27 protein-coding genes and 1 pseudogene are annotated in these 26,198 nt (G+C 65.0%); 21 read left to right on the top strand and 7 right to left on the bottom strand.

The window, feature by feature from the left end; genetic code table 11:
- Positions 1-2: 2 nt before the first annotated feature.
- Positions 3-284 (bottom strand): annotated as a pseudogene (locus tag ACW17U_RS04230) (carboxymuconolactone decarboxylase family protein); the annotation flags it as partial.
- A gap of 70 nt (positions 285-354) precedes the next feature.
- On the opposite strand from ACW17U_RS04230, the gene ACW17U_RS04235 reads away from it, so the two are divergent.
- From ACW17U_RS04235 to ACW17U_RS04285, 11 genes are all read left to right on the top strand, one after another.
- Entirely contained in the window at positions 355-675 is a 321-nt protein-coding gene (locus ACW17U_RS04235; protein ID WP_236849466.1) for a winged helix-turn-helix transcriptional regulator, read from the top strand.
- Positions 676-677: 2 nt separating this feature from the next.
- Positions 678-1,052, top strand: a complete 375-nt coding sequence (locus tag ACW17U_RS04240) for a VOC family protein (RefSeq protein WP_492054973.1) — start codon at positions 678-680, stop codon at positions 1,050-1,052.
- 43 nt (positions 1,053-1,095) lie between these two features.
- On the top strand, positions 1,096-2,073 hold the full coding sequence (locus tag ACW17U_RS04245; protein WP_062147793.1) for a metalloregulator ArsR/SmtB family transcription factor: 978 nt from the start codon (positions 1,096-1,098) through the stop codon (positions 2,071-2,073).
- The gene (metF, locus tag ACW17U_RS04250; RefSeq protein WP_062147790.1) at positions 2,070-3,029 is read left to right on the top strand and encodes a methylenetetrahydrofolate reductase [NAD(P)H]; all 960 of its coding nucleotides are present in this window, start codon (positions 2,070-2,072) and stop codon (positions 3,027-3,029) included. Before ACW17U_RS04245 ends, metF begins: the two co-directional genes overlap by 4 nt.
- Positions 3,026-3,895 (top strand): subclass B3 metallo-beta-lactamase, encoded by an 870-nt coding sequence (gene bla / locus ACW17U_RS04255; protein ID WP_492054974.1) that lies wholly within the window; start codon positions 3,026-3,028, stop codon positions 3,893-3,895. The genes metF and bla overlap by 4 nt, the downstream gene beginning before the upstream one ends.
- Positions 3,892-4,968: a homocysteine S-methyltransferase family protein gene (locus tag ACW17U_RS04260; protein WP_492054975.1), complete on the top strand. Its 1,077-nt coding sequence runs from the start codon at positions 3,892-3,894 to the stop codon at positions 4,966-4,968. Before bla ends, ACW17U_RS04260 begins: the two co-directional genes overlap by 4 nt.
- A 12-nt stretch (positions 4,969-4,980) precedes the next feature.
- Positions 4,981-5,973, top strand: a complete 993-nt coding sequence (locus ACW17U_RS04265) for a D-alanine--D-alanine ligase family protein (RefSeq protein WP_492054977.1) — start codon at positions 4,981-4,983, stop codon at positions 5,971-5,973.
- Complete coding sequence (locus ACW17U_RS04270; protein WP_492054978.1) at positions 5,970-6,371, top strand: DUF4259 domain-containing protein; 402 nt, start codon at positions 5,970-5,972, stop codon at positions 6,369-6,371. The genes ACW17U_RS04265 and ACW17U_RS04270 overlap by 4 nt, the downstream gene beginning before the upstream one ends.
- Complete coding sequence (metH, locus tag ACW17U_RS04275; protein ID WP_492054979.1) at positions 6,368-9,037, top strand: methionine synthase; 2,670 nt, start codon at positions 6,368-6,370, stop codon at positions 9,035-9,037. Before ACW17U_RS04270 ends, metH begins: the two co-directional genes overlap by 4 nt.
- 152 nt (positions 9,038-9,189) lie before the next feature.
- Positions 9,190-11,391 (top strand): bifunctional diguanylate cyclase/phosphodiesterase, encoded by a 2,202-nt coding sequence (locus tag ACW17U_RS04280; RefSeq protein WP_492054980.1) that lies wholly within the window; start codon positions 9,190-9,192, stop codon positions 11,389-11,391.
- A 95-nt stretch (positions 11,392-11,486) separates the two neighbouring features.
- The gene (locus ACW17U_RS04285) at positions 11,487-12,938 is read left to right on the top strand and encodes a GH1 family beta-glucosidase (protein WP_492054981.1); all 1,452 of its coding nucleotides are present in this window, start codon (positions 11,487-11,489) and stop codon (positions 12,936-12,938) included.
- Here ACW17U_RS04285 and ACW17U_RS04290 read toward each other — a convergent pair.
- Positions 12,935-13,702 carry a hypothetical protein gene (locus ACW17U_RS04290; RefSeq protein ID WP_492054982.1) on the bottom strand — a complete coding sequence of 256 codons (768 nt, stop codon included), beginning with the start codon at positions 13,700-13,702 and terminating at the stop codon, positions 12,935-12,937. The two genes, ACW17U_RS04285 and ACW17U_RS04290, sit on opposite strands and share 4 nt — an antisense overlap.
- Positions 13,703-13,988: 286 nt before the next feature.
- Between ACW17U_RS04290 and ACW17U_RS04295 the strand changes: the two genes are divergently transcribed.
- From ACW17U_RS04295 to ACW17U_RS04315, 5 genes are all read left to right on the top strand, one after another.
- The gene (locus ACW17U_RS04295; RefSeq protein ID WP_492054983.1) at positions 13,989-14,684 is read left to right on the top strand and encodes a TerB family tellurite resistance protein; all 696 of its coding nucleotides are present in this window, start codon (positions 13,989-13,991) and stop codon (positions 14,682-14,684) included.
- Between the two features lie 158 nt (positions 14,685-14,842).
- The gene (locus tag ACW17U_RS04300) at positions 14,843-15,136 is read left to right on the top strand and encodes a hypothetical protein (RefSeq protein ID WP_084745957.1); all 294 of its coding nucleotides are present in this window, start codon (positions 14,843-14,845) and stop codon (positions 15,134-15,136) included.
- Between the two features lie 94 nt (positions 15,137-15,230).
- Positions 15,231-15,521, top strand: coding sequence for a putative quinol monooxygenase (locus ACW17U_RS04305; protein WP_062147755.1), 291 nt, complete (start codon positions 15,231-15,233; stop codon positions 15,519-15,521).
- 5 nt (positions 15,522-15,526) lie between these two features.
- Positions 15,527-16,738 (top strand): acyl-CoA dehydrogenase family protein, encoded by a 1,212-nt coding sequence (locus ACW17U_RS04310; protein ID WP_492054984.1) that lies wholly within the window; start codon positions 15,527-15,529, stop codon positions 16,736-16,738.
- 167 nt (positions 16,739-16,905) lie between these two features.
- Positions 16,906-17,997 (top strand): NADH:flavin oxidoreductase, encoded by a 1,092-nt coding sequence (locus ACW17U_RS04315; protein WP_492054985.1) that lies wholly within the window; start codon positions 16,906-16,908, stop codon positions 17,995-17,997.
- A gap of 41 nt (positions 17,998-18,038) precedes the next feature.
- On the opposite strand, the gene ACW17U_RS04320 is transcribed toward ACW17U_RS04315, so the two are convergent.
- Entirely contained in the window at positions 18,039-18,950 is a 912-nt protein-coding gene (locus ACW17U_RS04320) for an SMP-30/gluconolactonase/LRE family protein (protein WP_492054986.1), read from the bottom strand.
- Between the two features lie 103 nt (positions 18,951-19,053).
- Entirely contained in the window at positions 19,054-19,566 is a 513-nt protein-coding gene (locus ACW17U_RS04325) for a dihydrofolate reductase (RefSeq protein WP_062147745.1), read from the bottom strand.
- A gap of 95 nt (positions 19,567-19,661) precedes the next feature.
- On the opposite strand from ACW17U_RS04325, the gene ACW17U_RS04330 reads away from it, so the two are divergent.
- On the top strand, positions 19,662-20,684 hold the full coding sequence (locus ACW17U_RS04330) for a zinc-binding dehydrogenase (protein ID WP_062147742.1): 1,023 nt from the start codon (positions 19,662-19,664) through the stop codon (positions 20,682-20,684).
- Positions 20,685-20,795: 111 nt separating this feature from the next.
- On the opposite strand, the gene ACW17U_RS04335 is transcribed toward ACW17U_RS04330, so the two are convergent.
- The 3 genes from ACW17U_RS04335 to ACW17U_RS04345 form a co-directional block, all read right to left on the bottom strand.
- Positions 20,796-21,182 (bottom strand): PaaI family thioesterase, encoded by a 387-nt coding sequence (locus tag ACW17U_RS04335; RefSeq protein ID WP_492054987.1) that lies wholly within the window; start codon positions 21,180-21,182, stop codon positions 20,796-20,798.
- Positions 21,183-21,223: 41 nt separating this feature from the next.
- Positions 21,224-22,078 carry a thymidylate synthase gene (locus tag ACW17U_RS04340; RefSeq protein ID WP_492054988.1) on the bottom strand — a complete coding sequence of 285 codons (855 nt, stop codon included), beginning with the start codon at positions 22,076-22,078 and terminating at the stop codon, positions 21,224-21,226.
- Between the two features lie 73 nt (positions 22,079-22,151).
- The gene (locus ACW17U_RS04345) at positions 22,152-22,706 is read right to left on the bottom strand and encodes a DUF924 family protein (RefSeq protein ID WP_492054989.1); all 555 of its coding nucleotides are present in this window, start codon (positions 22,704-22,706) and stop codon (positions 22,152-22,154) included.
- Positions 22,707-22,809: 103 nt separating this feature from the next.
- On the opposite strand from ACW17U_RS04345, the gene ACW17U_RS04350 reads away from it, so the two are divergent.
- The 4 genes from ACW17U_RS04350 to ACW17U_RS04365 all read left to right on the top strand — a co-directional run bounded on the left by ACW17U_RS04350 (position 22,810) and on the right by ACW17U_RS04365 (position 26,131).
- Positions 22,810-23,931: an RcnB family protein gene (locus ACW17U_RS04350; RefSeq protein WP_492054990.1), complete on the top strand. Its 1,122-nt coding sequence runs from the start codon at positions 22,810-22,812 to the stop codon at positions 23,929-23,931.
- Positions 23,932-24,185: 254 nt separating this feature from the next.
- Entirely contained in the window at positions 24,186-25,205 is a 1,020-nt protein-coding gene (gene ilvC / locus ACW17U_RS04355; RefSeq protein ID WP_062147726.1) for a ketol-acid reductoisomerase, read from the top strand.
- A 106-nt stretch (positions 25,206-25,311) separates the two neighbouring features.
- Positions 25,312-25,671, top strand: coding sequence for an ArsR/SmtB family transcription factor (locus tag ACW17U_RS04360; protein WP_492054991.1), 360 nt, complete (start codon positions 25,312-25,314; stop codon positions 25,669-25,671).
- Positions 25,655-26,131, top strand: a complete 477-nt coding sequence (locus ACW17U_RS04365; protein WP_492054992.1) for an SRPBCC family protein — start codon at positions 25,655-25,657, stop codon at positions 26,129-26,131. Before ACW17U_RS04360 ends, ACW17U_RS04365 begins: the two co-directional genes overlap by 17 nt.
- Positions 26,132-26,198: the final 67 nt, after the last annotated feature.

Below are 26,198 nucleotides of genomic sequence, written 5' to 3' on the forward strand. Positions count from 1 at the left end.
GCGTCCAGACCGGCGGCGCGCGCGAAAATCGCCGCGTGCACACCCCATTCATAGGCCGCGCCATTGAGGGCGCAGATCCGGTGAATGACGATTTCGCGGTCGCTCAGGCTCAGATGGCCCGGATCCAGCAGGCCCGCGCCGGTGAAGCGCGAGAACAGGCGCTCATCCCGGGCCAGGGTTCGAAACAGTGACAGTGGCTGCTCGCCCGGCGTCTTCAGGCGGTCCAGCGTCTTCTGGACAGTTGCGGGGTAGGGCGAGGTGGCCGGCGCAATTCGGGGGGACATGGCAATCTCCTTTTGCTACAATTTTTGTATCATGGCTGAGCCTCCGATTGCTACAAAAATTGAAGCACCTTTGCCGGGCAAGCCTGTGCGCGGCTCGACCACGGGGCGTGCGGTCATGGCCGCGCTCGATCTGGTGGGCCGGCGTGGGGCCCTGCGGATCGTCTGGGAGCTGCGCGAGGGCGCGGTCCTGACCTTCCGCGCGCTGCAGGCGGCTGCGGAACTGCCGCCGGGCACATTGAATGCCCGTCTGGCCGAACTTCGGGCCGCCGACATTGTATCGGCCGAGGCCGGCTATCGTCTGACGCCGCGCGGAGCGGCCCTGATCGAGGCGCTTGCGCCGCTGATGACTTGGTCGCAGGCTTGGGCCGATGATCTGGCGACGGGGGATTGATCATGGCCAAGGTGCTGGGTCTGGGCGGGATATTCTTCAAGGCGGCCGACCCGGTTGCCGTACGCGAATGGTACGCGCGCGTGCTGGGTTTCGAGGTCCATGACTGGGGCGGGGTGGTATTCGATCATCCGAAGGTCGGCGCAACCAACTGGTCGCCGTTCGCGGCTGACACCCAGTATTTCGAACCGTCGCAGGCGGGCTTCATGATCAACTTTATCGTCGATGACCTGGACGGCTTGCTGGCCAGGGCGGCGGCCGAGGGGGTGGAGCCCACCGGCCGGCAGGACGAGGAGATGGGGCGTTTTGCCTGGATTCTGGACCCGGCCGGGGTCAAGATCGAGCTCTGGGAGCCCGCCAGCGCCACTCCTGAGGCATAAAATCAGCTTGCCAAATCGGACATAAAGATATCTTTATGTCCCCATGAAGCTATCGGCTGAGCAGGTTGTCGAGGTGTTGCGGGCGGCGGGGGAATCGACCCGCCTGCGTCTGCTCGCCCTGCTAGCCAGCGAAGAGCTTTCGGTTCTCGAGCTATGCCAGATTCTGGACCAGAGCCAGCCCCGTGTCTCTCGACATCTCAAGCTGCTGGCCGAGGCCGGGCTGGTTGAGCGCTTTCCCGATGGGGCCTGGGTGTTCTATCGCCTGGCCGGCAAGTCACCCGGCCGGGCCCTGATTGGCCAGGCCCTGGATCTGATCGATGCTGCCGACCCGGCTGTCCATGCCGACGCCGAAAAGCTGGCCCAGGTGCGCGCCGAGCGTTCGACCGGGGCCCAGGCCTATTTCGCGCGCAATGCGGCCCGCTGGAACGAGATCCGCTCGCTCTATGTCGACGAGGCCGAGGTCGAGGCGGCCATCCTGCGGGCGACCGGGGAGGGGCCATTCGATGAACTGGTCGACCTGGGGGCCGGCGCTGGCCGGATGCTGACCCTGCTGGGCCAGCGGGCCGGGGCGGCCCTTGGCCTCGATCTTTCGCAGCAGATGCTGAACATCGCGCGCGACGAGGTGGCCAAGGCCGGCTTGGCGCAATGCGAACTGCGCCACGGCGACATCTTCGCTACCGGCCTGCCGGGTGGTTGTGCCGATCTCGTCACCGTCCATCAAGTGCTGCACTATCTGGGCGACCCGGCCGCCGCCGTGGCGGAGGCCGCTCGACTGGTGGCCCATGGCGGCCTGCTGCTGATCGCCGACTTTGCGCCCCACGATCATGAATTCCTGCGCGAGGCGCACCAGCATCGCCGCCTGGGCTTTGAGGACGCCGAGATGATCCCCTGGCTGGAGGCTGCGGGCCTGAGCCTCGAAAGCAATATCGCCTTGCCGCCGGCCACGGCGGAGGGCCTGACCGTCAAGATCTGGACGGCCCGTCGTTCGACCGCCGCTTCTGCGCAAAGGAGCGCTGCATGACCCTTCCTCCCGCCCGCCGCGTCATCGGTCCGGTTGCCCGGGCCGGCGAGCGTGGCCAGAGCCAGGCCGGCGGCCGTCCGCGCGTGTCGTTCGAGTTCTTTCCGCCCAAGACCCCGGCGATGGAAGAGAGCCTCTGGCAGGCGATCACCCGCCTGGCCCCGCTGGACCCGGCCTTCGTGTCGGTGACCTACGGAGCAGGAGGCTCCACGCGGGAGCGGACCCATCGCACGGTCAAGCGCATCCTCGACGAAACCCACCTCAAGCCCGCCGCTCACCTGACCTGCGTTGGGGCCAGCCGCGATGAGGTCGACGAGGTGATCCGGGAATACTGGCAGACGGGTGTTCGCCATATCGTCTCGCTGCGGGGCGATCCGCCGCCGACCGAAGGCGGCATCGGCGGGGTCTATGTGCCGCGTGCCGACGGCTACGCCAATGCCACGGAGTTGACCCAGGCGGTTCGCGGCATTGCACCCTTCGAGGTGCTGGTCGGGGTCTATCCCGAGAAGCATCCTGAGAGCCCGTCGATCCAGCACGATATCGAGGTCTTGAAGGCCAAGGTCGATGCCGGTGCCACCCTGGCCATCAGCCAGTTCTTCTTCGACATCGACGCCTTCCTGCGCTTCGTCGATCAGGTCCGGGCTGCCGGGATCACCATCCCGATCCTGCCGGGGATCATGCCGGTGACCAATTTCAATGGCCTGAAGAAGATGTCCGTAGCCTGCCAGACGGCGGTGCCCACCTGGCTGGCCAATCTGTTTGAAGGGCTGGACAATGACGCCGACACCCGCCGGCTGATCGCCTGTTCCGTGGCAGCCGAGATGTGCGCCAAGCTGCAGGAACAGGGGTTCGAGGATTTCCATTTCTACACCCTCAATCGCGCTGACCTGGTCTATGCGATCTGCCGGGTGCTGGGTGTGCGCGAGCGCGAAACCGCCGGTTCAGAGGTTGCGGCATGAAGATTCTGATGGCCCTGCTTTGCGGCGTCCTGACGCTCGCGGGCGGCAATGTCGCGCGGGCTGACGACTGGCCGCCGGCCGCCTGGTCCACCCCGTCCAAGCCTTACCGCGTCGTCGGGAACATCTACTATGTGGGGTCTGAGGGGCTCTCCTCCTACCTGATCACGTCGTCGGAAGGCCATATCCTGCTGGACGCCGGCATGTCGCCTGAAGGGGCCAAACTGGTCCAGCGCAACATCACCGCCCTGGGCTTCAAGCTGGCGGACGTGAAGATCCTGATCAACAGCCATGCGCACTACGACCATGCCGGCGGCCTCGCCCAGATGAAGGCTGACACCGGGGCCAAGCTCTTTGCCGGTGCGCTCGACAAGCCGGCCCTGGAGAAGGGGCGTCACTTTGGCGACAACGAGAACGGTTTGACGCCGTTCCCGGCCGTCAAGGTCGATCGGACGGTCAGTGAGGGTCAGAAGATCAAGCTGGGCGAAACCACCCTGACGGCGCGCCTGACGCCTGGTCACACGATTGGCGGAGTCGCCTGGACACTGCCGGTGGTCGAGCGCGGTCGGCCGCTGAATGTGGTGCTGTTCAATTCGGTCTCCGTGGCCGGTAACGCCCTGGTCGGCAACAAGACCCATCCCCGGATCGTTTCGGACTATCGCGCGACCTTCGCCAAGCTGAAGGTCCTGCCGGCCGACGTCTTCCTGCCCGTCCATCCCGAGCAGGCCGATCTGGCGGCCAAGCGCCAGAAGGTGCTGCGCGGCGACAACAACGCCTTCATCGATCCGACGGAACTGGGCCGCTTTGTCGCCGCCTCGGAAGCGGCCTTCAACAAGGAGCTGGCACGCCAGCAGGGAGCGGCCAAATGACCGACCTCACGACGCGAGCGGGCCGGATCGCCGCCCTCAAGGCCGCGGCCAAGGCGCGGGTGCTGATCCTCGACGGCTCCTGGGGCGTGATGTTCCAGAAGAAGAAGCTGTCCGAGGCCGACTACCGCGCCGAGCGCTTCGCCGACTATAACGGGCAGATGAAGGGCAATAATGATGTCCTCTGCCTGACGCGGCCGGACCTCGTGGCCGAACTGCATGATGCCTATTTCTCGGCCGGGGCCGACATCTCCGAGACCAACACCTTCTCGGGCACGACGATCGCCCAGGCCGACTATCGCCTGTCCGAGCAGGATGTCTGGGACATCAATCTCGAGGGGGCGAAGATCGGCCGCTCGGTGGCCGACCGCTGGAACGCCAGGACCCCCGACCGCCCCAAGTTCATCGCCGGCTCGATCGGGCCGCTGAACGTTATGCTGTCGATGTCGTCGGATGTGAACGATCCCGGGGCCCGCAAGGTGACCTTCGACCAGGTCTATGACGCCTATCGCCAGCAGGTCTCGGCTCTGTACGAGGGCGGGGTCGATCTGTTCCTGATCGAGACCATCACCGACACCCTGAACTGCAAGGCTGCGATCAAGGCGATCCTGGATCTGCGCGACGAGGGCCATGAAGAGCTGCCGATCTGGATCAGCGGCACCATCACCGACCGTTCCGGCCGCACCCTGTCGGGTCAGACGGCCGAGGCTTTCTGGAACTCGGTCAAGCACTGCAAGCCGTTCGCCGTGGGCTTCAACTGCGCCCTCGGGGCCGACCTGATGCGGCCGCACATCGCCGAGATGGCCCGTATCGCCGATACCCTGGTGGCGGCCTATCCCAATGCCGGCCTGCCCAATGCCATGGGTGAGTATGACGAGGAGCCGCACCAGACCGGCCATGCCCTGCACCAATGGGCGTCCGACGGCCTGGTCAACATTCTCGGCGGCTGTTGCGGCACGACGCCGGACCATATTCGCCATGTCGCCGAAGCGGTCGCCGGTGTAACCCCTCGTGCGATCCCCGAACGTCCGAAGGCCATGCGGCTGGCGGGCCTCGAACCCTTCGAACTGGCCTGAGATTCGACGACGATGCGCACCACCATCCTGTTTGGCGGCGAGAACCGCGAGCGCCTTGTCGCGGTCGCCAGCGCCCAGGCCCTGGCCCGGACACTGCCCGAGGCCGAGCTGTGGTTCTGGGCCCCGAACGGTCAGGTCCATGCGGCCAGCCGCGATGTGCTGCTGGGTCATCAGCGTCCGTTCGAGATCGACCTGCCGACGGAAGGCCCAGCGATCGGCGGGATCGAGTTGGCGCTCGACATGGCCGAACGCGAGGAACGGGTGCTGCTGCTTTCATTGCATGGCGGCGCAGCCGAGAACGGCGAACTGGCGGCCCTTTGCGAAGCGCGCGGCGTCGCCTTCACCGGTTCGGGCTCCGAAGCCAGCCGCAAGGCATTCGACAAGGTCGTGGCCAAGGGCATCGTGGCGGCGGTCGGCGTCAATGCGCCCGGGACCATCAGCCTTGAAGACGCCCCTGCAGCCTTGGCTCAATATGGCCGGCTGATCGGCAAGCCGGCTGCTGACGGCTCGAGTTACGGCCTTATCTTTGTCGACACGCAGGACGATCTAACTGCCCTTGCAGAGGCCGCTGCGCGCGAGGCCTATCTGGTCGAGCCGTTCGTCTCGGGCCTGGAATCGACCTGTGGCGTGCTTGAACAGGATGGACAGGTCATCGCCTTGCCGCCGGTCGAGATCCGCCCCTCCGAAGGCAAGTTCGACTATGCGAGCAAGTACCTCGCCAAGGACACCGAAGAGATCTGCCCGGCCACCTTCGCTCCGGAGGTCAATGCCCTGCTGCAGGACCAGGCGCTGAAGGCGCACGAGGCCCTTGGCTGCAGCGGCTATTCGCGGACAGACTTCATCGTCACGGCCAACGGCCCCATCTATCTCGAGACCAATACCCTGCCGGGCATGACCGCCTCGTCCCTGTACCCCAAGTCCCTGAAAGCCCAGGGTATCGGGTTTGAGGACTTCCTGCGGGGTCAGATCGCCCTGGCCGTCGCCCGAAAGGTTGCTCGCGCATGACCGCCTGGGCCCCTGGACCGTTCGACAATGAAGAGGCCGCCGACTTCATCGACGACCTGACCGAAGCGCCAGACTGGCGTGTGGTCATGACCCTTCTGGAGCATGCGGCAGGGGTCAGCGGCTATCTTGAGGAAGCTGACGCCGAACTGGCTGTGGCCGCCGCTGCGGTCGTTGCGTCCTGTGTCGGCGCGGGCTCGGTGCTCCCGGACAACCATGCTGACCTGAAGGCCAGGCTGGGCCGGCCCCCTGAAGGTGCCGCCAATCTGGCCCGTCGGGCCCTGGCGCGGGTGGTGGCTCCAGCCTCAGAACTCGATGAGACCTGGCAGGAGGGCGAGGACCACGACGCCTGGCTGACCCAGATTGCGGGACTACAAACCCTGTTGAATGGCCAAACATGAGACCCGTCTTCGTCAATATCGGTGAGCGCACCAACGTCACCGGCTCGGCCAAGTTCAAGAAGCTGATCGTCGAGGGCAATTACGGCGAGGCCCTGTCGGTGGCGCGCCAGCAGGTCGAGGCCGGGGCCCAGGTCATCGACGTCAACATGGACGAGGGCCTGCTCGACTCCAGGCTGGCCATGGTCACCTTCCTGAACCTGATGGCGGCCGAGCCCGACATTGCCCGCGTGCCCCTGATGATCGACAGCTCCAAGTGGGAGGTGATCGAGGCCGGGCTGAAGTGCGTCCAGGGCAAGGCCATAGTCAATTCGATCTCGATGAAGGAAGGTGAGGCCAAGTTCATCGAACAGGCCAGGCTTTGCCTGCGCTATGGCGCGGCCGTGGTGGTCATGGCTTTCGACGAGGTGGGCCAGGCCGATACCGCCGCCCGCAAGATCGAGATCTGCGATCGCGCCTATCGCATCCTGGTCGATCAGGTGGGCTTCCCGCCGGAAGACATCATCTTCGATCCCAATATTTTCGCCGTGGCGACCGGGATCGAGGAGCACGACAACTACGCTGTCGACTTCATCGAGGCCACGCGCGAGATCAAGGCGCGCTGCCCGTGGGCGAGGATCAGCGGCGGGGTCTCGAACGTCTCGTTCAGCTTCCGCGGCAATGAGCCGGTCCGCCGGGCCATCCACTCGGTGTTCCTGTACCACGCCATCGCGGCGGGCATGGACATGGGCATCGTCAATGCCGGTGACCTGCCGGTCTATGACACCCTGGATCCCGAACTGCGCGAGGCCGTTGAGGACGTGATCCTCAACCGTCCGCAGCGCACCAATGTCTCCAACACCGAGCGCCTCGTCGATCTGGCCCCTCGCTACAAGGGCGACAAGAGCCAGGTTCAGACGGCCAATCTGGAATGGCGCAAGGGGAGCGTGAACGAGCGCATCACCCACGCCCTCGTCAACGGCATCACCGAGTTCATCAACGAAGACACCGAAGAGGCACGCCTGTCGGTCGAGCGGCCGCTGCACGTCATCGAAGGCCATCTGATGGACGGCATGAACGTGGTCGGCGACCTGTTCGGCTCGGGCAAGATGTTCCTGCCCCAGGTGGTCAAGTCGGCCCGCGTCATGAAGCAGGCCGTGGCCTGGCTTGAGCCGTTCATGGAGGCCGAGAAGGCCGGCAAGCCACGCGAGCAGGCCGGCCGCATCCTGATGGCCACGGTCAAGGGCGACGTTCACGACATCGGCAAGAACATCGTCGGCGTGGTCCTGCAGTGTAACAATTACGAGGTCATCGACCTGGGCGTCATGGTCCCGGCCGACCGCATCCTCGACGAGGCCCGCAAGCACAAGGTCGACATGATCGGCCTGTCAGGCCTGATCACCCCGTCGCTCGACGAAATGGTGTTCGTGGCGGCCGAGATGGAGCGTCAGGGCTTTGACATCCCGCTGCTGATCGGCGGGGCCACCACCAGCCGTACCCATACGGCGGTCAAGATCGAGCCGGCCTATGCCAAGGGCTCGACCACCTATGTGCTGGACGCTAGTCGGGCCGTGGGCGTGGTCTCGGGCCTGCTGTCGCCGACCGAGCGCGACCGGCTGCAGGCCGAGACGCGGGCCGAATATGTCCGGATCCGCGAGCAATATGCCCGGGGCCAGACGGCCAAGGCCCGCACCAGCCTCGCCGAGGCCCGCCAGAAGAAGTTCGCCATCGACTGGGCCGGCTATGTCCCGCCCAAGCCAGCCTTCATCGGCACGCGCACCTTCGAGCCGAGCCTGGCCGAACTGGTCCCGTTCATCGACTGGTCGCCGTTCTTCGCCAGCTGGGAGCTGATCGGCCGCTTCCCGCAGATCCTCGAGGACGATGTGGTCGGCGAGGCGGCCACCGAGCTCTATCGCGAGGCCCGCGAGATGCTCGACAAGGTGGTCGCCGAGAAATGGTTCGGGGCCAAGGGCGTGATCGGCTTCTGGCCGGCCCAGGCCCAGGGCGACGATATCGTTCTCTATACGGATGATACCCGTACGGCCGAGCTGTCGCGCCTGCATACCCTGCGCCAGCAGATGGACAAGGGAGCCGGCAAGACCAATGCCGCCTTGTCAGACTTCGTCGCGCCGATCGGCCAGGGGGACGACTATATCGGAGCCTTCGCCGTCACCGCCGGCCATGGCGAGGATGAAATCGTCAAGCGCTTCAAGGACGCCGGTGACGACTACAGCGCCATCATGGCCTCGGCGCTCGCGGATCGCCTGGCCGAAGCCTTCGCGGAGTGGCTGCATTACAAGGCCCGCGTCGAGCTGTGGGGCTATGCGCCGGATGAATCCGCTGACGCCGAGGTGATGATCGCCGAGAAGTACCAAGGCATCCGCCCGGCGCCCGGCTATCCGGCCCAGCCCGATCATACCGAAAAGGGCACGCTGTTTGCGCTGCTCGACGCCGAGGCGGCGACCGGCATGGTCCTGACCGAAAGCTACGCCATGAGCCCTGGGGCGGCCGTGTCAGGGCTCTATTTCAGCCACCCGAAGTCGCACTATTTCGGCGTCGGCAAGGTGGATCTGGACCAGGTCGAGGACTATGCGGCCCGCAAGGGCTGGGACCTGGCCAAGGCCGAGAAATGGCTGGCCCCGATCCTCAACTATGAGCCGGCGGCGAGGACGAAGGGCGAGGCAGCTTAGGCCGATCTTGACATGCGCTGGAACGGCAGACGACCGGTGCACAATGGTGCTGCAGGTTGATGACCTGCGACAAAACTTCGCGAAAGCCGTCTTGGTAAGGACTTCGTCAACAGATCCCATGGCGTGATGCGGCCGTCAGTCGGGACTCTCTGATGAACCGCAACAACATCGAGCTGAAGATCTTCGGCCTGATCGTAGGCATGGCGGTGGCCATGGGCCTGGTTGCGGCCGGCCTGTTGTTCACCGCCACGCGCCAGGCGGACCTGCGTGAACGCCAGTATGAGCAGGGGCTGGTCGGCAACGGCCTGCGCCAGCGTGCCAAGGAAGTTCAGACCAGCCTGAATCCCTATGTCATCTGGGACGAGGCGATCCACAAGCTGGACAACCGTTTCGATCTGGCCTGGGCCAACCAGAACATCGGCAGCTCGATCGGCGGGGCGCTCGGCTATAGCGTCGTCTTCGTCCTCGATGCTGACAACCGGCCGATCTACGGCCACATCAACGGCACAGACGTCTCACCCCGGGCGTTCGACGCCTACGCTGCGCAGACGAAGACCCTGGTCGACCAGATCCGCGCCATTGAAACCGACCCGGCCAAGGTCGCCAAGATGCGCGCCGTCCACGTCAGCCGGGTTGAGCTGATCGGCAACGAGCCGGTGATGATCACCGTCTCGCTGGTCCGCCCGGACCTGAAGGCCAAGACCCGAGGGGCTCGGGCGCCGCTGGTCGTCTCGGGTATGCCCGTTGCCAACAGTGTCGTGCGGGCCTTTTCCGAGCGCTTTCTGCTGAAGAATACCCGGATCGAGATTGTTCCGGCCTCGGAGATCAAGGGCGAGAACGCCCAGACTCTGCTGGGCCTGGCCCCTGATGGCCGTGGCATTGTGCTTCGCTGGGATCCGCGCCGGCCGGGTGCCGAGCTTTTGCAGCAGGCGACTCCCATCCTCGGACTGGCCGCCCTGGCCGCCGGGATTGGGGCCATGATGCTGTTCCGCGTCACCCGTCGCGCCGCCAAGAAGCTCTTGCTGAGCGAGGCCGAGGCCAAGCATCTGGCCCTGCATGATCCCCTGACGGGATTGGCCAATCGCACCCTGTTCACGGACCGGCTGGTCCATGCCCATGCCCTGTTGCGACGCAAGCCCGGCTATCTGGGCGTGCTGTGCCTCGACCTCGACCGCTTCAAGGAGGTCAATGACAGCTATGGCCATGATGCCGGCGACCAGGTGATCCGGGAGGTCGCCCGCCGCCTGAAAGCCATCTGCCGTGAGACCGACACCATCTGCCGTCTGGGCGGCGACGAATTTGCGATCATCCAGCCCGATACCACGCCGACGGGTTGCGCCACCCTGGCCCAGCGTGTGGTGGAGGGCCTGTCTGGGGAGCTGGATCTCGGCATCGGCCGGGCTGAACTGTCCTGTTCTGTGGGCGTTGCGGTGGTGTCCGATGCCGATCAGGGCCAGGCCGAGATGCTGCGCCAGGCAGACGTGGCGCTCTATCGTGCCAAGGAGGCCGGCCGGGGCCGCTACTGCTTCTTCGAGCCTGAAATGGACGCTGCCCTGCGCCTTCGCAAAGGCCTGGAACGCGATCTGCGCGCCGCCATTGAACAGGATCGTCTGACCGTCGCCTATCAGCCCCTGACCGATGCACGCGGTGTCATCCTCGGCGTTGAGGCCCTGGCGCGGTGGAGCGATGCCGAGCGGGGCGACATCTCGCCCGCGCTCTTTATTCCCTTGGCCGAGTCGACAGGTCTGATCGCCGCAATCGGGCGATCGGTCTTCCGTCGCGCCTGCTACGACAGCCTGCGCTGGTCTGGGCTTGAGGTTTCGGTCAACGTCTCTGCCCTGCAGCTTTCGACACCAGGCTTTGTCGACGAGATCGAAGAGATCCTGGCCGAAACCGGAGCCCAGGCTTCGGGCTTCCTGCTGGAAATCACCGAGACCGCCCTGCTGAAGGACAGTGACGGTGTCCACGAGGCCTTGCGGCGCATCAAGCGCCTGGGCTTCCGCCTGGCCCTGGATGATTTCGGCACCGGCTATGCGAGCTTGGCCTATCTGCGTCGCCATCCGATCGACAAGCTCAAGATCGACCGCTCCTTCGTCTCAAATCTGTCGGCTGAAAGCGAGGCCGGGTCGGTGGCCGGTGCCATTATCAGCCTGGCCAAGTCACTGGGCCTGAAGACCACGGCTGAAGGGGTGGAAACCCAGGCGCAGTTCGACACCCTGGTGAAGCTGGGCTGCATCGAGTTCCAGGGCTTCCTGCTGGGCCGCCCGATGCCGGCGGAGGCCATTGCCGCCGCACGCGAAGCCCGGCTGGCTGCTGCAGGGCCCAGCAAGGTCGCTTCCCGCCAGCGTCGCTGAGCTGTCCTAAGGTAAGGCTGGCCAACGGCGCTCCTTCCACGGCATCCTCGTCCGGAACGGAGGCGTTTGACCTCCGACCTCGGGAGGGAACCAGCGTGGATCATCAGGGCATCAGCCGGCGAGGCCTCGCGGCCCTGGCATTGGGTGGAGCGGGTCTGGGGCTTTCAGGCTGTCAGGCCAGTCCGGATACCGAACTTCATCCCCGGTCACGCCAGTTCCCGAAGGACTTCGTCTGGGGTGTGGCCTCCGCTGCCTTTCAGACGGAAGGCGGCCAGACGGCCGACGGTCGCGGACCCAGTGTCTGGGACGTTTTCGAAAAGAAGCCCGGCGTCGTGGTGGATGGCTCCGACGCCACCGTGGCCACCGACAGTTATCGCCGCTATGCCGACGACATTGACCTGATCGCCGGTGCAGGCCTCGGGGCCTACCGGTTTTCGATTTCCTGGTCGCGGGTGCTGCCGTCCGGCGGTGGCGCGATCAATCCGGCCGGGCTCGATCACTATTCCAGAATGGTCGATGCCATGCTCGCCAAGGGTGTCACGCCCTATGCCACGCTTTTCCACTGGGACCTGCCCCAGGCCCTGCAGGACCAGGGTGGCTGGAAGAACCGCGATACGGCCCTGCGGTTTGCTGACTATGCCCACGCCGTGGTCGACCGTCTGGGCGACCGGCTGAAACGCTATATCGCGCTCAATGAAGCGGCAGTTCACGCCGTCTTTGGCCATCTGCTGGGCGAGCATGCGCCCGGCTTGAAAGACAGCGCTCTGCTCGGCCCGACGGTCCACCACATGAATCTGGCCCAGGGCCTGGCCATCCAGGCCCTGCGCGCAAGCCACAACGACCTGTCGGTTGGCACCACCATGGCCCTGCAACCCTGCAGGCCGGCGGGGGGAGAGCTGGCCTTCTGGAACCGATTGGCCTCGGACGGTCTGGACGCCCTGTGGAACCGGGCCTGGCTCGACCCGCTGTTCAAGGGCACCTACCCCAAGCCCCTGCTGGACATGCTGCAAGCCGGCACCGTCAAGGACGGCGACATGGCGGCCATCCGTCAGAAGGTCGACTTCCTGGGCGTCAACTACTACGCCCCGGCCTATGTCCGGCTTGACCTGTCTTCGCCCAGCAAGATCGCCCCGGCGGCACCGCCCAAGGGCGTTGAGCTGGATGCCTTTGGCCGCCACATCGATCCGTCCGGCCTGTTCCAGGTTCTTGAACTGGTGCGGCAAGAGTACGGCAATCCGCCGGTGATGATCACCGAGAACGGCTGCTCGGATCCGTTCAGCAAGGGCCCGGCGGTGATCCAGGACACGTTCCGGATCAATTATCTGCGCCGCCATCTTGAAGCTGTGCTGGCGGCCCGCGAAGCCGGTTCGCCGATAGGCGGCTACTTCTGCTGGACCCTGCTCGACAATTTCGAGTGGAGCCTCGGCTATACCTCCAAGTTCGGCCTGGTCGCCCATGACCGCGCCACCGGAGTTCGAACGCCCAAGGCCTCCTATGCGTGGTTCAAGGCCCTGGCTGCGAGCGGCGCTTTGCCGGTCAAGCCCTAGTCGGGTTTGCAGACCAGCACGTCCTTGCCGTCGCGCCGCGCTGGGTCCAGACGGCCCGGGCAGGGCTTGGGGTCGCTTGCGTCGATCACGAACTCAGTACGGGGGCGGCTGACCGGTGGCTTGGCCGTCGTCTTTGCGGTGACGGCCTTGGTCGGTGCCGGCTTGACGGGTGCCGGGGTCACCTCTGCGGGGGGCAAGGGCGTGGCTTCTGCCTCGGCCGCTACGGGAGCCGGTTCCGGAGGCTGGACTGCCGAAGAGGCCGGTTCAACCGGCTTTGCAGCGTTGTAGATCAGGGCCTTGCCGAGGATGGTCGAACGCTTCTCGAGGGACTTTGCGCGGGTTTCACAGTCGCCGGGTGGCGACCAGCTCATCCAGACCTGGGCCAGTCGCGCCTTGCTGGTCGAGTCCGCGCCACTCCAGACCGACCGGCCCTTCTTGACGGCCGCCCCGCCATATTCCGAGATCGGCCGAGGGCTGGCCTTTTCTGCAGCCGTAATCGCGGCGGTGAAGAGCTTCATGTCGGCACGCGCCTGGGTGCGCATCTCGGGATAGGTCTTGAGGGCCGCCTCAATCCCGCCAGGACCGGGAAAGGCTTTTTCGATGCGGGTGACCTCGGGCATCACTTGATCATAAAGATCCACATAGCCGCCGAGTGCACCATAGCACCAGGCGACATAGCCATAGTCGTCGGCCGGCGCCGTGGAGGCGGAAGCGACGGGTGCCTGACCCATCATGGCCAGGGCGAGAAGGAGGGCGGTCGCCATTCGGGCGGAAGTCCTTTTGAGGTCTGTCGTGCTTTGACTAGAGCATTTCGGGGCGGAATGGGACCACAGCATGGCGATCCTGACATTCAGCCAGAGCTGAAGCTGGTCGATAACGGTCGCTGCGGCGAAAGGCTGCAGGATGAATTCGGGTTCATTCAGGCTTCCGCAGGGTAGGGGCGGCGGCAGAATATGGTAGTACAGCCCCTGGGGGCGAGATCTGTCTCGCTGTTCCTTGCGTATCTAACCGGTCTTCAAACCGCCATCCTGTTAGGCTCTCAACGTTTCCATGACCTTCTGGCGCAGTATTGCTACCCTTGCGGCGCGCCGGCTGGATCTGGCGGAGTGCCCGGATTGTCCGGCCGGGCTGCCGGGTGAGGATCCGGCCTTCTCGACAGCCGTAACGGCCCTGGGGGCCAAGCTGGCCAAGGCAGACGGTCGCGCCGACGGGCACGAGTTCGCTGCCTTCAGCGAAGTGTTCCAGCCTGATCCCGCCTCCGAGGGCAACATCCACCGGCTGTACGATCTGGCCCGTCAGACCACTCATGGCTTCGAGAGCTATGCCAAGCGACTCGCCAAGCGTTATCGCACCTGTCCCCAGATCCTTGAGGATGTGGTGGACGGCCTGTTCTATATCGCCAAGGCCGACGGTGTGGTCACCCAGGAAGAGCTGGACTATCTGGAACGGGTTGCGGGTCTTTTCGGGCTTTCGCCCCTGAGCTTCCGCAGGTTGCGGGCCGTGCATCTGGGGGCGAAGGCCGATGATCCCTACATGATCCTGGATGTCGCCCACGATGCCGACGACGCCACGGTCCGTCTGGCCTGGAAATCGGCTCTGTCGTTGGCCCATCCTGATCGCGCCCGGGCTCGGGGATTGCCCAGTGAGTTCATCGAAGTGGCCGAAGCCAAGTCGGCCGCGATCAACGAAGCCTTCAGCACCGTGATGCGTGAACGCCGGGAACTGGGTCTGGCCGCGGCCGGGTGAGGGTGTGGTCCCCAAACTGTGGGTCAAGATGCAATGTCACGCCAGAAATTGTCTTTTCGGACGGATCACGCGGGTATTGAGTTGACGTTCGGCGTCCGTGCACCAACCTTAATGGCTGTACATGCTGTTTTCGGCCCCTGGCCCGGAAGGGACAATCAATGACTGGTTCGACAACCATGACCGGTGGCTCAGCCCTGCGCAGCCTGGCCTGGCTGGCGGGTGCCCTGGCGACGTCGGCGGCCGTCGTGATCGGGTCTGTCCTCGCGGTCGTCTTTGCGGCCACCGTGGTTGTCATCGGTTTCATGGGCAGCGCCCTGTTTGGCCTTGTGGCCCTGGCCCTGCGGGCCCGCCGCACGGTACGGGCCAAGACCCCGGATGATCCGTCCCTTCTCGAAGCGCGCAATGTCGGCGGCCATTCCTGGGTTGCCTATGGCTGGAACGAGCGGTCTTAACCCACACAATTGATCCCGGCCTTCCCCAACGTCGCCCTTGCGGCGCGGGTCGGTGTGGCAGATGCTGCTTTCAAACAAGCGTTGGGAGGCGAGCATGATCGGTGTAGTGGCGACCTTGAAGGTCCAGGTCGAAAAGACCTCTGAATTCGAAGCCGTGTTTTTGGATCTGGCGGCCAAGGTCAAGGCCAATGAGCCCGGGTGCCTGCTGTACCAGCTGACGAAGTCCAAGACCGAAGCCGGCGTCTACAAGGTGCTGGAGCTCTATGCGTCCATGGACGACCTGAAGGCGCATGGCGGTACCGACTATTTCAAGGCCGGTGGCGTGGCGATGGGGCCCTTCATGGCCGGTCGTCCCGAGATCGAATATCTGGACGCGGTGGAGTAGTCGCCATGGATCTCGCCTTTTCGCCAGAGGACCTCGCCTTCCAGCAGGAAGTCCGGGATTGGATCGCCGGCGCCTATGACGACGATCTGCGTCGCAAGATGAGCCAGTCGAAGAACGGCTATCTCGACAAGGCCGGCCAGGTGAAATGGCAGAAGAAGCTGGCCGAGCGCGGCTGGGCTGCGCCGGATTGGCCGGTCGAGTGGGGCGGCTGTGGCTTCACGGCCTCCCAGCGCTACATCTTCAACATGGAACTGAGCCTGGCAGGCACGCCCAACCCGTCCCCGATGGGTCTGAAGATGTGCGCCCCGGTGATCCTCGCCTTCGGCACCGAGGAACAGAAGAAGCAGCACCTGCCGCCGATCCTGTCGTCCGACATCTGGTGGTGCCAGGGCTATTCGGAACCCGGTTCAGGATCGGATCTGGCCAGCCTGCAGATGAAGGCCGAGCGTGACGGCAACGACTATGTGCTGAACGGCTCCAAGATCTGGACCACCCATGCCCAGTGGGCCGACTGGATGTTCTGCCTGGTGCGCACCTCGACCGAGGGCAAGCCACAGAACGGCATCTCGTTCCTGCTGCTGCGGATGGATACCCCCGGCATCCAGATCAAGCCCCTGGTCACCCTCGACGGCCCAGCCGAGAGCGAACAGGAGATCAATCAGGTCTTCTTCGATAATGTGCGCGTGCCCGTTTCCAATCGCATCGGCGAGGAGAACAAGGGCTGGACCTATGCCAAGTACCTGCTGGAGTTCGAGCGCGGCAATGCCTATGCGCCGGGCCTGATGAACATGCTCAAGAAGGTCAAGCGCATCGCCACCCAGGAAGTGGCCGATGATGGTGGCCGTCTGATCGACGATCCGGACTTCCGCTCCAAGATCGCCAATCTCGAGATCTCGGTCGAGGCCCTCAACGCGGCCGAGTTGCGGATCTTTTCCGGGCGTAGCGCCGGCAAGGCCGTTGGACCGGTGTCATCGATGCTGAAATGCGTGGGTTCAGAGGCCCAGCAGGCGATCACCGAACTGACGCTCGAAGCGGTCGGTACCTATGCTGCGCCCTTCGTGCGCGACACCTGGGCACCGACCAATGAAGGCCGGGCCGGGCCGGACTATGCTGCGCCGGCCGCGCCGAGCTATTTCAGCTACCGCAAGGCCTCGATCTATGCCGGGTCCAATGAGATCCAGCGCAACATCATGGCCAAGATGGTGCTGGGGCTCTAGGCCGTCTCGGCTGGACTGGACGCAGGGGGCACCGCGAGCCGCGCGGCTGCCCCCTGTTCATTTGCCATCCGTCACACCAGATACAGCTGCCGTTGCAGTTTTTCTGTGTGGCGAACGCGCCAAACAAGTGTTTGGGTTGCAGTACATTTCCTCCTTCGGAGCGCCCCATGGCCCTCGACGCCCTTTTCAAGCCGTTCGAATTCAAGTCGCTGAAAATGCCCAACCGGGTGGTCATGGCCCCGATGACCCGGTCGTTCTCGCCGGGCGGCGTCGCCACCGACGAGGTCGCGGCCTATTACCGCCGTCGGGCCGAGAACCAGGTTGGCCTGATTGTCACGGAAGGTACCGGCGTGGCCCGTGATGCCTCGCTGAATGACGCCAATGTCCCGCGCTTCCATGGCGAAAAGGAACTGGCAGCCTGGAAGAAGGTCGTGGACGAGGTCCATGCGGCCGGTGGCCTGATCGCCCCGCAGCTTTGGCATGTGGGTGCGGCCAAGGGTAAGGACGTTCTGGGCAAGATCGACAGCCCGTCGGGTCTGTCCAAGAAGGGCGGTAACCCGTTCACCGAGCCGATGACCGACGAGGAAGTGGCCGATACCATCGCCGCCTTCGCCGACGCTGCCCGCAATGCCAAGCTGCTGGGCTTTGACGCCATCGAACTGCATGGTGCCCATGGCTATCTGATTGATCAGTTCTTCTGGGACGGCACCAATGTCCGCTCGGACGCCTTTGGCGGTCCGACCATCGCCGAGCGCAGCAAGTTCGCGGCCGAGATCCTCAAGGCGGTCCGTGTCGCCGTAGGCCCCGACTATCCGGTGATCATCCGCCTGTCGCAGTGGAAGCAGCAGGACTATGCGGTCAAGAACGCCGAAACCCCGCAACTGCTGGAAGCCTGGTTGCAGCCTCTGGCCGATGCCGGCGCCGACATCTTCCACTGCTCGCAGCGCCGGTTCTGGGAGCCCGAATTCGAGGGCTCGGACCTCAACTTCGCCGGCTGGGCCAAGAAGCTGACGGGGGCCCCGACCATCACGGTCGGATCGGTCGGCCTGTCAGGCGAATTCATCGCGGCCTTCGGCGGCGAAGGCAGCCAGCCGGCCTCGATCGACGGACTGCTGGAGCGCCTGGATCGCGGCGAGTTCGACCTGGTCGGTGTGGGTCGCGCCCTGCTGCAGGATCCCGAGTGGGTCGTGAAGATCCGCGAGGGTCGCAATGACGAACTGAAGAGCTTCGAACGTGAAGCCCTGGGCGTTCTTTACTAGGCCTTTGGTCCTCCCCCCCTCGGGGGGGGAGGACGTGGGTTCTAGGCGTTGAAGTTCAGCTTCAGGCCCGGCCGGGGCCAGCGGGCCTTGTAGAGCTTGCCGGTCCCCGAGGCCGTGATCCAGGCGTCGCGCATGTCGGCCCCGCCAAAGCAGATGTTGGTGACGATCACATCGGGGATCGCAAAGTGCTCGGTCGAGCCGTCGGGATCGAAGGCGGTGATCCCGCCATTGATGATGGTCGCCACACAGACCTTGCCGCCGGCCTCGACCGCTAAGCTGTCCAGGAGCTGATAGCCCGGCAGATTGCAGACCACATTGCCCGGCGCGAAGCCGGCCGGAGGGGCCAGGACGCCGGGTTCAGCGATGTCGAATGACCATAGCCGTCCCAGGGTCGTATCGGCCATATAGACGGTCTTCTCGTCGGGAGAGAGGCCCACCCCATTGGGCGAGACAAAGTGATCGCGGGCCCGCACGATCTTCGAGCCGTCAATCAGGGCATAGTACAGAGCGCCGAACTTGCGGCCTTCGGCCGTTGAGCAGCCATGGTCGGTGAACCAGAAGCCGCCCTGCTTGTCGAAGACCAGATCATTGGGACCGACCAGCGGCTTGCCATCGCACTCTGTGTAGAGCGTGGTGATCGCCCCGGTCGCCAGATCGATCCGCTGGATCAGGCCGCCTGTATGGCTGATGGGCGTGGGGCCGGGCACATTGAGGCCACCCATGTCGATGAACTGGAAGCTGGCCCCGTTATTGGTGACATAGATCGCCCCGTCCGGCCCGATGGCTGCGCCATTGGGACCGCCGCCGGTCTCCGCCACCGTCTCGCGCTTGCCGTCGGGCGTGATGCGGCTCAGCCTCTGGCCCTGGATCTCGGTGAGGATCACCGAGCCGTCGGCCATGGCGATCGGGCCCTCCGGAAACAGCAGGCCTTCGGCGACGAGTTCGATGTCCATCCAGTCTCTCCCTGAGCGCCTCTGACGGGCGTATGGGGAGACTATAAACGGGCGTTTGAATGGGGCGATAGCAGTTCTTTGGCCAGAGGGATCTGCCCCAAACCTAGCGGCGCTCCAGCACCCGGAACGTGAAGGCATGGTCGTCGCCTTCGCCAGCGGGGTAGTCCACGCGACGCACTTCTGACCAGGCGGCTTCGTCGATATCGGGGAAGATCACGTCACCTTCGACCTCCGCGGCCACCTCGGTGAGATAGAGTCTCTTGGCCTTGGGCAAAGCCATGTCGAACAGGGCCCTGCCGCCGATCACGCAGACCTCGTCGACGCCGTCCTCCTGGGCCTGTTCACGGGCCATCTGTACGGCTTCCAGGAAGCTTTCGCAGACCACGGCCTGCTGAGGCTCAAAGCTGCCGTCACGGGACAGCACCACATTCATGCGGCCGGGCAGGGGCTTGCGGGGCAGGCTGTCCCAGGTCTTGCGGCCCATGATGATCGGCTTGCCCAGGGTATTGGCCTTGAACAGGGCCAGGTCCGATTTCAGCCGCCAGGGCAGATCGCCGTCGCGACCGATGACGCCGTTGGCAGCGCGAGCCACCACAATGGAGAGGACAGGGATCATGCCCACCTGCTTAGCCTCGCCCCTGGCTGGACGCCAGCCAAGAGACCTTGCTCGCCATCTGAACGGTGTTAATTTGAAGTCAGGGAGACTTCATCATGACGCGTTCGGCCTTCGAGATGCACATGGCGCGCACCGGCGGCGTCGAGGTTCTGCAGGGGCGCACGGTGGCCCTGCCTCCCCCCGGACCGGGCGAGGTCCAGGTGGTGATCGAGGCGGCCGGCGTGGCCTTTGCCGACATTGTCATGCGCACGGGCCTCTATCCCGGGGTCAAGGCACCGGTGACGCCGGGTTATGACCTGGTCGGCCGGATCGAGGCCCTCGGGGCCGGCGTCGAAGGCCTGGCCGTCGGACAGCGTGTCGCCGCCCTGACCGTGACCGGCTCCTATGCCGACCGCCGCAATGTCGAGGCCCGACACGTGGTCGCCGCGCCGGAGGGCGTCGCCGCCGAGCTGCTGGTGGCCGGCGTGCTCAACGGCCTTACGGCATGGCAGATGTTCCATCGTGTCGCTTCGGCCCAGGCGGGAGAGTGGGTACTGGTGCACGGCGCGGCCGGCGGCGTCGGCGGACTTCTGCTGGATCTGGCCCGTTTGACGGGGGTGAGGGCGATCGGCACGGCCTCTGCGGGCAAGCAGACAGTGGTCGAGGCCAAGGGCGGTATCTATGTCGACTACCGGCGCGAGCCGGTGGCTGAACGGGCGCGGGCCCTGTCGGATGGCGGCGTGGTCGCAGCTTTCGACCATGTCGGCGGGCCGCATCTCAAGACGGCGTCGATCGCTGCCCTCCGCGAAGGCGGCACCGCGGTGCTCTATGGTGGCTATGACGCCACCAAGGGTGGCCGGATGCGGCCTGCGGCCATGATCCGGATGCTGCTGGCAGACCGGCTGTCGGCCCTGAAGCTATTCTCGGCCAGTCAGGGCATGGTCGGTTACAATGTCACTTCGTGGCGGGATGCCAGGCCGGAGGTCTATCGCCAGGACCTGTCGGCGGTGATGGCCCTGATCGGTACCGGTCAACTCAAACCGCAGGTCGGCGCGACCTTTCCCCTGTCTGAGGCGGGCAAGGCCCAGGAGTTGCTGCAGTCCGCAGGCACTACCGGGAAGATCGTGCTGAAGCCCTAGAGCCCTTTCCGACCTGATGGCTTCATCAGGGGTTGGGTGAAAAGGGTTCTAAATCAGAAGTTTAGAGCGTTTTTTGATCCTATAACCGTTTCACACTCTCCGGAAAACGTTCTAGGTCTGGCCGAAGGGAACGATGATCTGCTGGGCGCTGGCGCGGGCGACCAGTTCGCCATCGGGACGGACAAGGTCGGCCTCGACATGGATGACCGAGCGCGTCTTCGCCACGACCCGAGCCTCCAGACGCAGGGGTTCGGCCTTGCCCACACGAATGAAGTCGATCTTCAGATGGCTGGTGCGGAACATGGCGTCCGCCGGGGCGGCGGTCATGGCCGCGAAGGCCAGAATCTGGTCCGCCAAGGCTGCCAGATAGCCGCCGAACATCGAGCCGTCGCTGTTGAGCAGTTCCGGCGACGGCTGCCAGGTCTTTCTGGCCCAGCCCGGACCCCAGTCGTCCAGACCGCCCAGCTTCAGGGTCTCGACCACAGGCGGCAGGGCCACGCCACCGGCCTTAACCTGGTCCAGGCGATCGGTAGCCCAAGTCAGACCGATACCTCGGCCTTGATGTGCGGGTGGGCCTCATAGCCCTCCAGCCTGAAGTCCTCGTATGCGAACCCGAACAGGTCGCGCTTGTCGGCGATGGTCAGGGTGGGGAAGGGGAAGGGCTCGCGGGTCAGCTGTTCGCGGGCCTGGTCCAGATGGTTCAGATAGAGGTGCGCGTCGCCAAAGGTATGGACGAATTCCCCGGGCTCCAGCCCGACCACCTTGGCGACCATCAGGGTCAGCAGGGCGTACGAGGCGATGTTGAACGGCACGCCCAGGAAGACATCGGCGCTGCGTTGATAGAGCTGGCAGCTGAGCTTCCCGCCCCCCTTACCATCTGGGGCCACGAAGAACTGGAACAGGCAGTGGCAGGGCGGCAGGGCCATATCCTCGACATCGGCCGGGTTCCAGGCGCTGACGATATGCCGGCGGCTGTTGGGATTGGTCTTCAGGCCTTCGATCAGGTTGGCGATCTGGTCGATCGATTGCCCATTGGGTGCCGCCCACGAGCGCCACTGCTTGCCATAGACCGGACCCAGGTCGCCGTTTTCGTCAGCCCATTCGTCCCAGATCTTGCAACCGTTCTCCTGCAGCCAGCGCACATTGGTGTCGCCTTTGAGGAACCAGAGCAGTTCGACAAAGATCGAGCGCAGGTGCAGCTTCTTGGTGGTCAGGACCGGAAAGCCCTTGGACAGGTCAAAGCGGATCTGGCGGCCGAATACGCCGAGGGTGCCGGTGCCCGTGCGATCGCCGCGCTGGATCCCGTTGTCCAGAATGTCGGCGAGCAGGTCCAGATACTGCCGCTCGGGATGGTCAGCAGCGGCCTTGGGTGGGGCGAGGGCAGTAGTGTTCATGGCTTTTAGAGTGGCTGCGAATCGCGAGTTTGCCCAGTGCGGCGCAGGGTAGCGTCCACAGCGGACTGCCATTTCAGCCGGCAAATCCGCCCTCATCCAGGAACGTCTGTTCCTCCGGCGTCGTTTCGCGGCCCAGAACGGCGTTGCGATGGGGAAAGCGTCCGAACCTGGCGATGATGTCGCGATGCTCTATGGCCCACTTGATGGTGCCCTCATCGCCGCTGTCAGCCTGCAGGGCCGCGCACAGCTCGACGCAGAATTCCTGATCTTCCAGGGATTCGGAATGTTCGAACGGCAGGTAGAAGAAGGGGCGAAGCTTAGCCTCGACGGCCTGATCGTGCCCCTCGGCGAGGGCGGCGCGGGCAAACATCCGGGCCAGGGGGTCGGTGGCGAAGGCGTGGGCGGTGTTGCGGTAAAGATTGCGCGGAAACTGGTCCAGCAGGATCATCAGCGCCAGCGCGCCTTCAGGAGTCTGATTCCAGTGATCATAGCGGCGCTGGGCGGCCCGGTAGTGGGTCTGCTCGAACTTGAGGGCGATGATCGAATCGAAGGCCGGGTCCTTGGCGAACCACTTTCTGGGGCCGGCTGCGCTCCAGAAGCCGACAATATCCATGGGGTGTGCGGTCATCTGAAGTCCTGGCGTATCCGTTCAAATGCGGTTCATCCGCGGCAGCCGATGTTGCATCAAGGGACAAAGCCGGGGCCGCGCACAAGGCCCCTTGGAGCACGAAATGAAGCGTCTGATCTCGACCGCCATGGTCTTGTCGCTGTTGGGCGGCGCGGCAGCGGAAGCCGGATCCGGGGCGGCGATGGCCGCCCAGCGGGAGCAGCGGCAGGATGGCCCGCGTGGCGATCGCGGCGGCGATCGCGGCGGTGACTCGGCGGGCCAGCCCGGCGGGCGGCCCGATGGCGAGCGTCCGAGTGGCTGGCAAGGCGGCGATCAGCCGCGCGGCGACCGCAGCGGCGGTGGGCGCGGCGACTGGGGCGGTGCTCGCCCCGACTGGAATGGGGGGGGGCGTCCCGCGCCCCAGGCACCGACCCCGCCGCCGGCCCCGCAAGCCCCGCCGGTCTTCCAGGCTCCCCAACCGTCCGGTCAGCCGGGCTGGGATCGTGGCGATCGTGGAGGCCGCCCCGATCAGGGACGCGGTGACCAGGGCCGCCCTGGTGGCGGCGACAATCGCGGCGGCCAGGACTGGAACCGCGGCGGCCCGTCTCGCCCGGATCAGGGGCGACCCGATCAAGGACGCGGCGACCAGGGGCGGCCCGGTGGCGGCGACAATCGTGGCGGCCAGGACTGGAACCGCGGCGGTCCGTCTCGCCCGGATCAGGGCCGCCCCGATCAAGGTCGCGGCGACCAGGGTCGGCCCGGTGGTGGCGACAATCGCGGCGGTCAGGACTGGAACCGTGGCCCTCAGGATCGCAACGGCGGTTGGGATCGTGGCCGGGACGACAGGGGTCGTGGCGATCGGGGTGGTCAGGATTGGGGCCGCGATGGCCGTGGTCGGGATGACCGGGGCGGCTATGACCGCAATCGGCCGGGCTATCAGTATCGCGATCGCGACAATGGCCGTTCCCACTACGACCAGCGCCGTTACAGGCCCAGCTTCCAGGGGTCGCAACGGTTCCGGGTCGGTCCCTATCGCGCACCGCGCGGCTGGTATGTCCGCAGCTGGTCCTATGGCGACTATCTGCCGGGCGGCTGGTACTCGAGCGCCTACTATCTCGACTGGTACCGTTATGGTCTGCCCCAGCCGCCGATCGGCTGCGAGTGGGTCCGGGTCGGCGAGAATGCCATCCTGGTCGATGTCTGGTCCGGCCAGGTGCTGAGCGTCTACTACAACCTGTTCTGGTAGGACCGGATCAATCGGACTTGGGAGGGACCCCTTGGCAGCAAGGGGTCCTTTTCCATGTCTGCTTGCGCCCGACTGATCGGCTTGGCGTGGCGCCAAAGCCCGCGCCGCGCTAAAACCTTCGCCGGGCCGCGAGCAGGTGCCGTCCATGGTGCGCTGCACCTTGACGAAACGGCAAAAAAACGCTCAAACGCCCGGCCTTTGTCGCTCCGCTGTTGCGCGGTGTGGCCTGATTGACCAGTCCTTGGAGAAAAAACATGCGCGTCTATTATGATCGCGACGCCGACCTCGCCCGCATCTTGGACAAGAAGATCGCGATCGTAGGCTATGGTTCGCAAGGTCACGCGCACGCTCTCAACCTTCGGGACTCGGGTGCCAAGAACGTCGCCGTCGCCCTGCGCGCCGGTTCGGCCACGGCCAAGAAGGCCGAAGGCGAGGGCCTGAAGGTCATGACCGTGGCGGAAGCCGCCGCCTGGGCCGACCTGATCATGATCCTGGCTCCGGACGAGCATCAGGCCGCGATCTACAAGAACGACATTGCCCCCAACATCCGTGACGGTGCGGCCCTGCTGTTCGCCCACGGCCTGAACGTGCACTTCGGCCTGATCGAGCCCAAGGACACCATCGACGTCCTGATGGTCGCGCCCAAGGGCCCCGGCCATACCGTGCGCGGCGAGTATCAGAAGGGCGGCGGCGTGCCCTGCCTGATCGCGGTGCACCACAACGCCACCGGCAATGCCCATGACCTGGGCCTGGCCTATGCCAGCGCCATCGGCGGCGGCCGCTCGGGCATCATCGAAACCAATTTCCGCGAAGAGTGCGAGACCGACCTGTTCGGCGAACAGGCCGTCCTGTGCGGCGGTACGGTCGAGCTGGTTCGCGCCGGCTTCGAAGTGCTGGTGGAAGCTGGCTACGCGCCGGAAATGGCCTATTTTGAGTGCCTGCACGAACTGAAGCTGATCGTCGACCTCATGTACGAAGGCGGCATCGCCAACATGAACTACTCGATCAGCAATACGGCTGAGTACGGCGAATATGTCACCGGCCCGCGGATCATCACGCCCGAAACCAAGGCCGAAATGAAGCGCGTGCTGGAAGACATCCAGTCGGGCAAGTTCGTTCGCGACTTCATGCTGGAAAACGCCGTTGGCCAGCCCAGCTTCAAGGCGACCCGTCGCCGCTCGGCCGAGCACCAGATCGAAGAGGTCGGTGGCCGCTTGCGTGACATGATGCCCTGGATTGCCAAGAACAAGCTGGTGGATGTCACCAAGAACTAAGGGTCCTTCTCCAAAGGATCGTTGTCAGAGCCCTCGGCCGCCCCCGGCCGGGGGCTTTTTCATTTGGGGCTTGCGGTTGGTAGATCCGTGAAGAATACTGAACCAAATGGTTCAGTATAAGTTCTCCCCCCTCGATGCCGCCTTTGCCGCGCTCTCGGACGCCACCCGTCGTGGCGTGCTGGAACAGCTCGGGCACGGCGAGTCTTCGATCACCGCGCTCGCAGAGCGGTTCAACATGACCCTCACCGGCATAAAGAAGCACATCAGCATTCTGGAGCAGGCCGGCCTGGTCGTCACCGAGAAGACGGGCCGCGTTCGGACGTGTCGGCTGGGGTCGGGCAGGCTGGAGGATGAGGCGGCGTGGATCGAGCGGTACCGGCAACGCTGGGCGCTGCGCTTCGACGCGCTGGACGAAATCATCGATGAACTGAAGCAGAAGGAGGGCCAGAGTGTCCGCAGCGAATAGGACCGTAGTGGAGCGGACGTCAGACCTGGAACTGGTCGTGACCCGCCTGTTCGAGGCCCCTCCGGAGATCGTGTTCGAGGCCTGGTCCAGGCCCGAACTCTTTCAGCGCTGGTGGGTCCCCAAGGCCTTGGGCGTACCGCTGCGAGCCTGTGAAATGGATGTGCGCACCGGGGGCGGCTACCGCCTGGAGTTCGGGCTCGACGCGGCCAATGGCATGGCCTTTTTCGGCAAGTACATCGACGTCGTGCCGCCCTCGCGCATCGTCTGGACCAATGAGGAGAGCGGTGAGATCACGGTGACGACCGTCACGTTCAAGGACCTCGGCGGCAAGACCCTGCTCACCCTGAGTGAGCTCTATCCCAGCAAGGAAGCCTGTGACGAAGCGCTCCAGGGTTCGGCGGCCGGCTTGCCCCTCCAGTTCGAACAACTGGACGAGCTACTGACGGAACTGCCCGGCTAAACCTTTGAGCAGCCCTCGGTTCGAGGGCTTCGTTTCCGGCTTGCGCAGCGCAACAGGGCGAGGAACA

This window comes from Caulobacter sp. AVps16 (genome assembly GCF_058681455.1).

Excerpts from the sequence above, each read along its gene's own strand:
- ACW17U_RS04240 (WP_492054973.1), top strand. The coding sequence starts at position 678 with ATGGCCAAGGTGCTGGGTCTGGGCGGGATATTCTTCAAGGCGGCCGAC.
- ACW17U_RS04245 (WP_062147793.1), top strand. The coding sequence starts at position 1,096 with ATGAAGCTATCGGCTGAGCAGGTTGTCGAGGTGTTGCGGGCGGCGGGG.
- metF (WP_062147790.1), top strand. The coding sequence starts at position 2,070 with ATGACCCTTCCTCCCGCCCGCCGCGTCATCGGTCCGGTTGCCCGGGCC.
- bla (WP_492054974.1), top strand. The coding sequence starts at position 3,026 with ATGAAGATTCTGATGGCCCTGCTTTGCGGCGTCCTGACGCTCGCGGGC.
- ACW17U_RS04260 (WP_492054975.1), top strand. The coding sequence starts at position 3,892 with ATGACCGACCTCACGACGCGAGCGGGCCGGATCGCCGCCCTCAAGGCC.
- ACW17U_RS04265 (WP_492054977.1), top strand. The coding sequence starts at position 4,981 with ATGCGCACCACCATCCTGTTTGGCGGCGAGAACCGCGAGCGCCTTGTC.
- ACW17U_RS04270 (WP_492054978.1), top strand. The coding sequence starts at position 5,970 with ATGACCGCCTGGGCCCCTGGACCGTTCGACAATGAAGAGGCCGCCGAC.
- metH (WP_492054979.1), top strand. The coding sequence starts at position 6,368 with ATGAGACCCGTCTTCGTCAATATCGGTGAGCGCACCAACGTCACCGGC.
- ACW17U_RS04280 (WP_492054980.1), top strand. The coding sequence starts at position 9,190 with ATGAACCGCAACAACATCGAGCTGAAGATCTTCGGCCTGATCGTAGGC.
- ACW17U_RS04290 (WP_492054982.1), bottom strand. The coding sequence starts at position 13,702 with ATGGCGACCGCCCTCCTTCTCGCCCTGGCCATGATGGGTCAGGCACCC.
- ACW17U_RS04295 (WP_492054983.1), top strand. The coding sequence starts at position 13,989 with ATGACCTTCTGGCGCAGTATTGCTACCCTTGCGGCGCGCCGGCTGGAT.
- ACW17U_RS04300 (WP_084745957.1), top strand. The coding sequence starts at position 14,843 with ATGACTGGTTCGACAACCATGACCGGTGGCTCAGCCCTGCGCAGCCTG.
- ACW17U_RS04305 (WP_062147755.1), top strand. The coding sequence starts at position 15,231 with ATGATCGGTGTAGTGGCGACCTTGAAGGTCCAGGTCGAAAAGACCTCT.
- ACW17U_RS04310 (WP_492054984.1), top strand. The coding sequence starts at position 15,527 with ATGGATCTCGCCTTTTCGCCAGAGGACCTCGCCTTCCAGCAGGAAGTC.
- ACW17U_RS04315 (WP_492054985.1), top strand. The coding sequence starts at position 16,906 with ATGGCCCTCGACGCCCTTTTCAAGCCGTTCGAATTCAAGTCGCTGAAA.
- ACW17U_RS04320 (WP_492054986.1), bottom strand. The coding sequence starts at position 18,950 with ATGGACATCGAACTCGTCGCCGAAGGCCTGCTGTTTCCGGAGGGCCCG.
- ACW17U_RS04325 (WP_062147745.1), bottom strand. The coding sequence starts at position 19,566 with ATGATCCCTGTCCTCTCCATTGTGGTGGCTCGCGCTGCCAACGGCGTC.
- ACW17U_RS04330 (WP_062147742.1), top strand. The coding sequence starts at position 19,662 with ATGACGCGTTCGGCCTTCGAGATGCACATGGCGCGCACCGGCGGCGTC.
- ACW17U_RS04340 (WP_492054988.1), bottom strand. The coding sequence starts at position 22,078 with ATGAACACTACTGCCCTCGCCCCACCCAAGGCCGCTGCTGACCATCCC.
- ACW17U_RS04345 (WP_492054989.1), bottom strand. The coding sequence starts at position 22,706 with ATGACCGCACACCCCATGGATATTGTCGGCTTCTGGAGCGCAGCCGGC.
- ACW17U_RS04350 (WP_492054990.1), top strand. The coding sequence starts at position 22,810 with ATGAAGCGTCTGATCTCGACCGCCATGGTCTTGTCGCTGTTGGGCGGC.
- ilvC (WP_062147726.1), top strand. The coding sequence starts at position 24,186 with ATGCGCGTCTATTATGATCGCGACGCCGACCTCGCCCGCATCTTGGAC.
- ACW17U_RS04360 (WP_492054991.1), top strand. The coding sequence starts at position 25,312 with ATGGTTCAGTATAAGTTCTCCCCCCTCGATGCCGCCTTTGCCGCGCTC.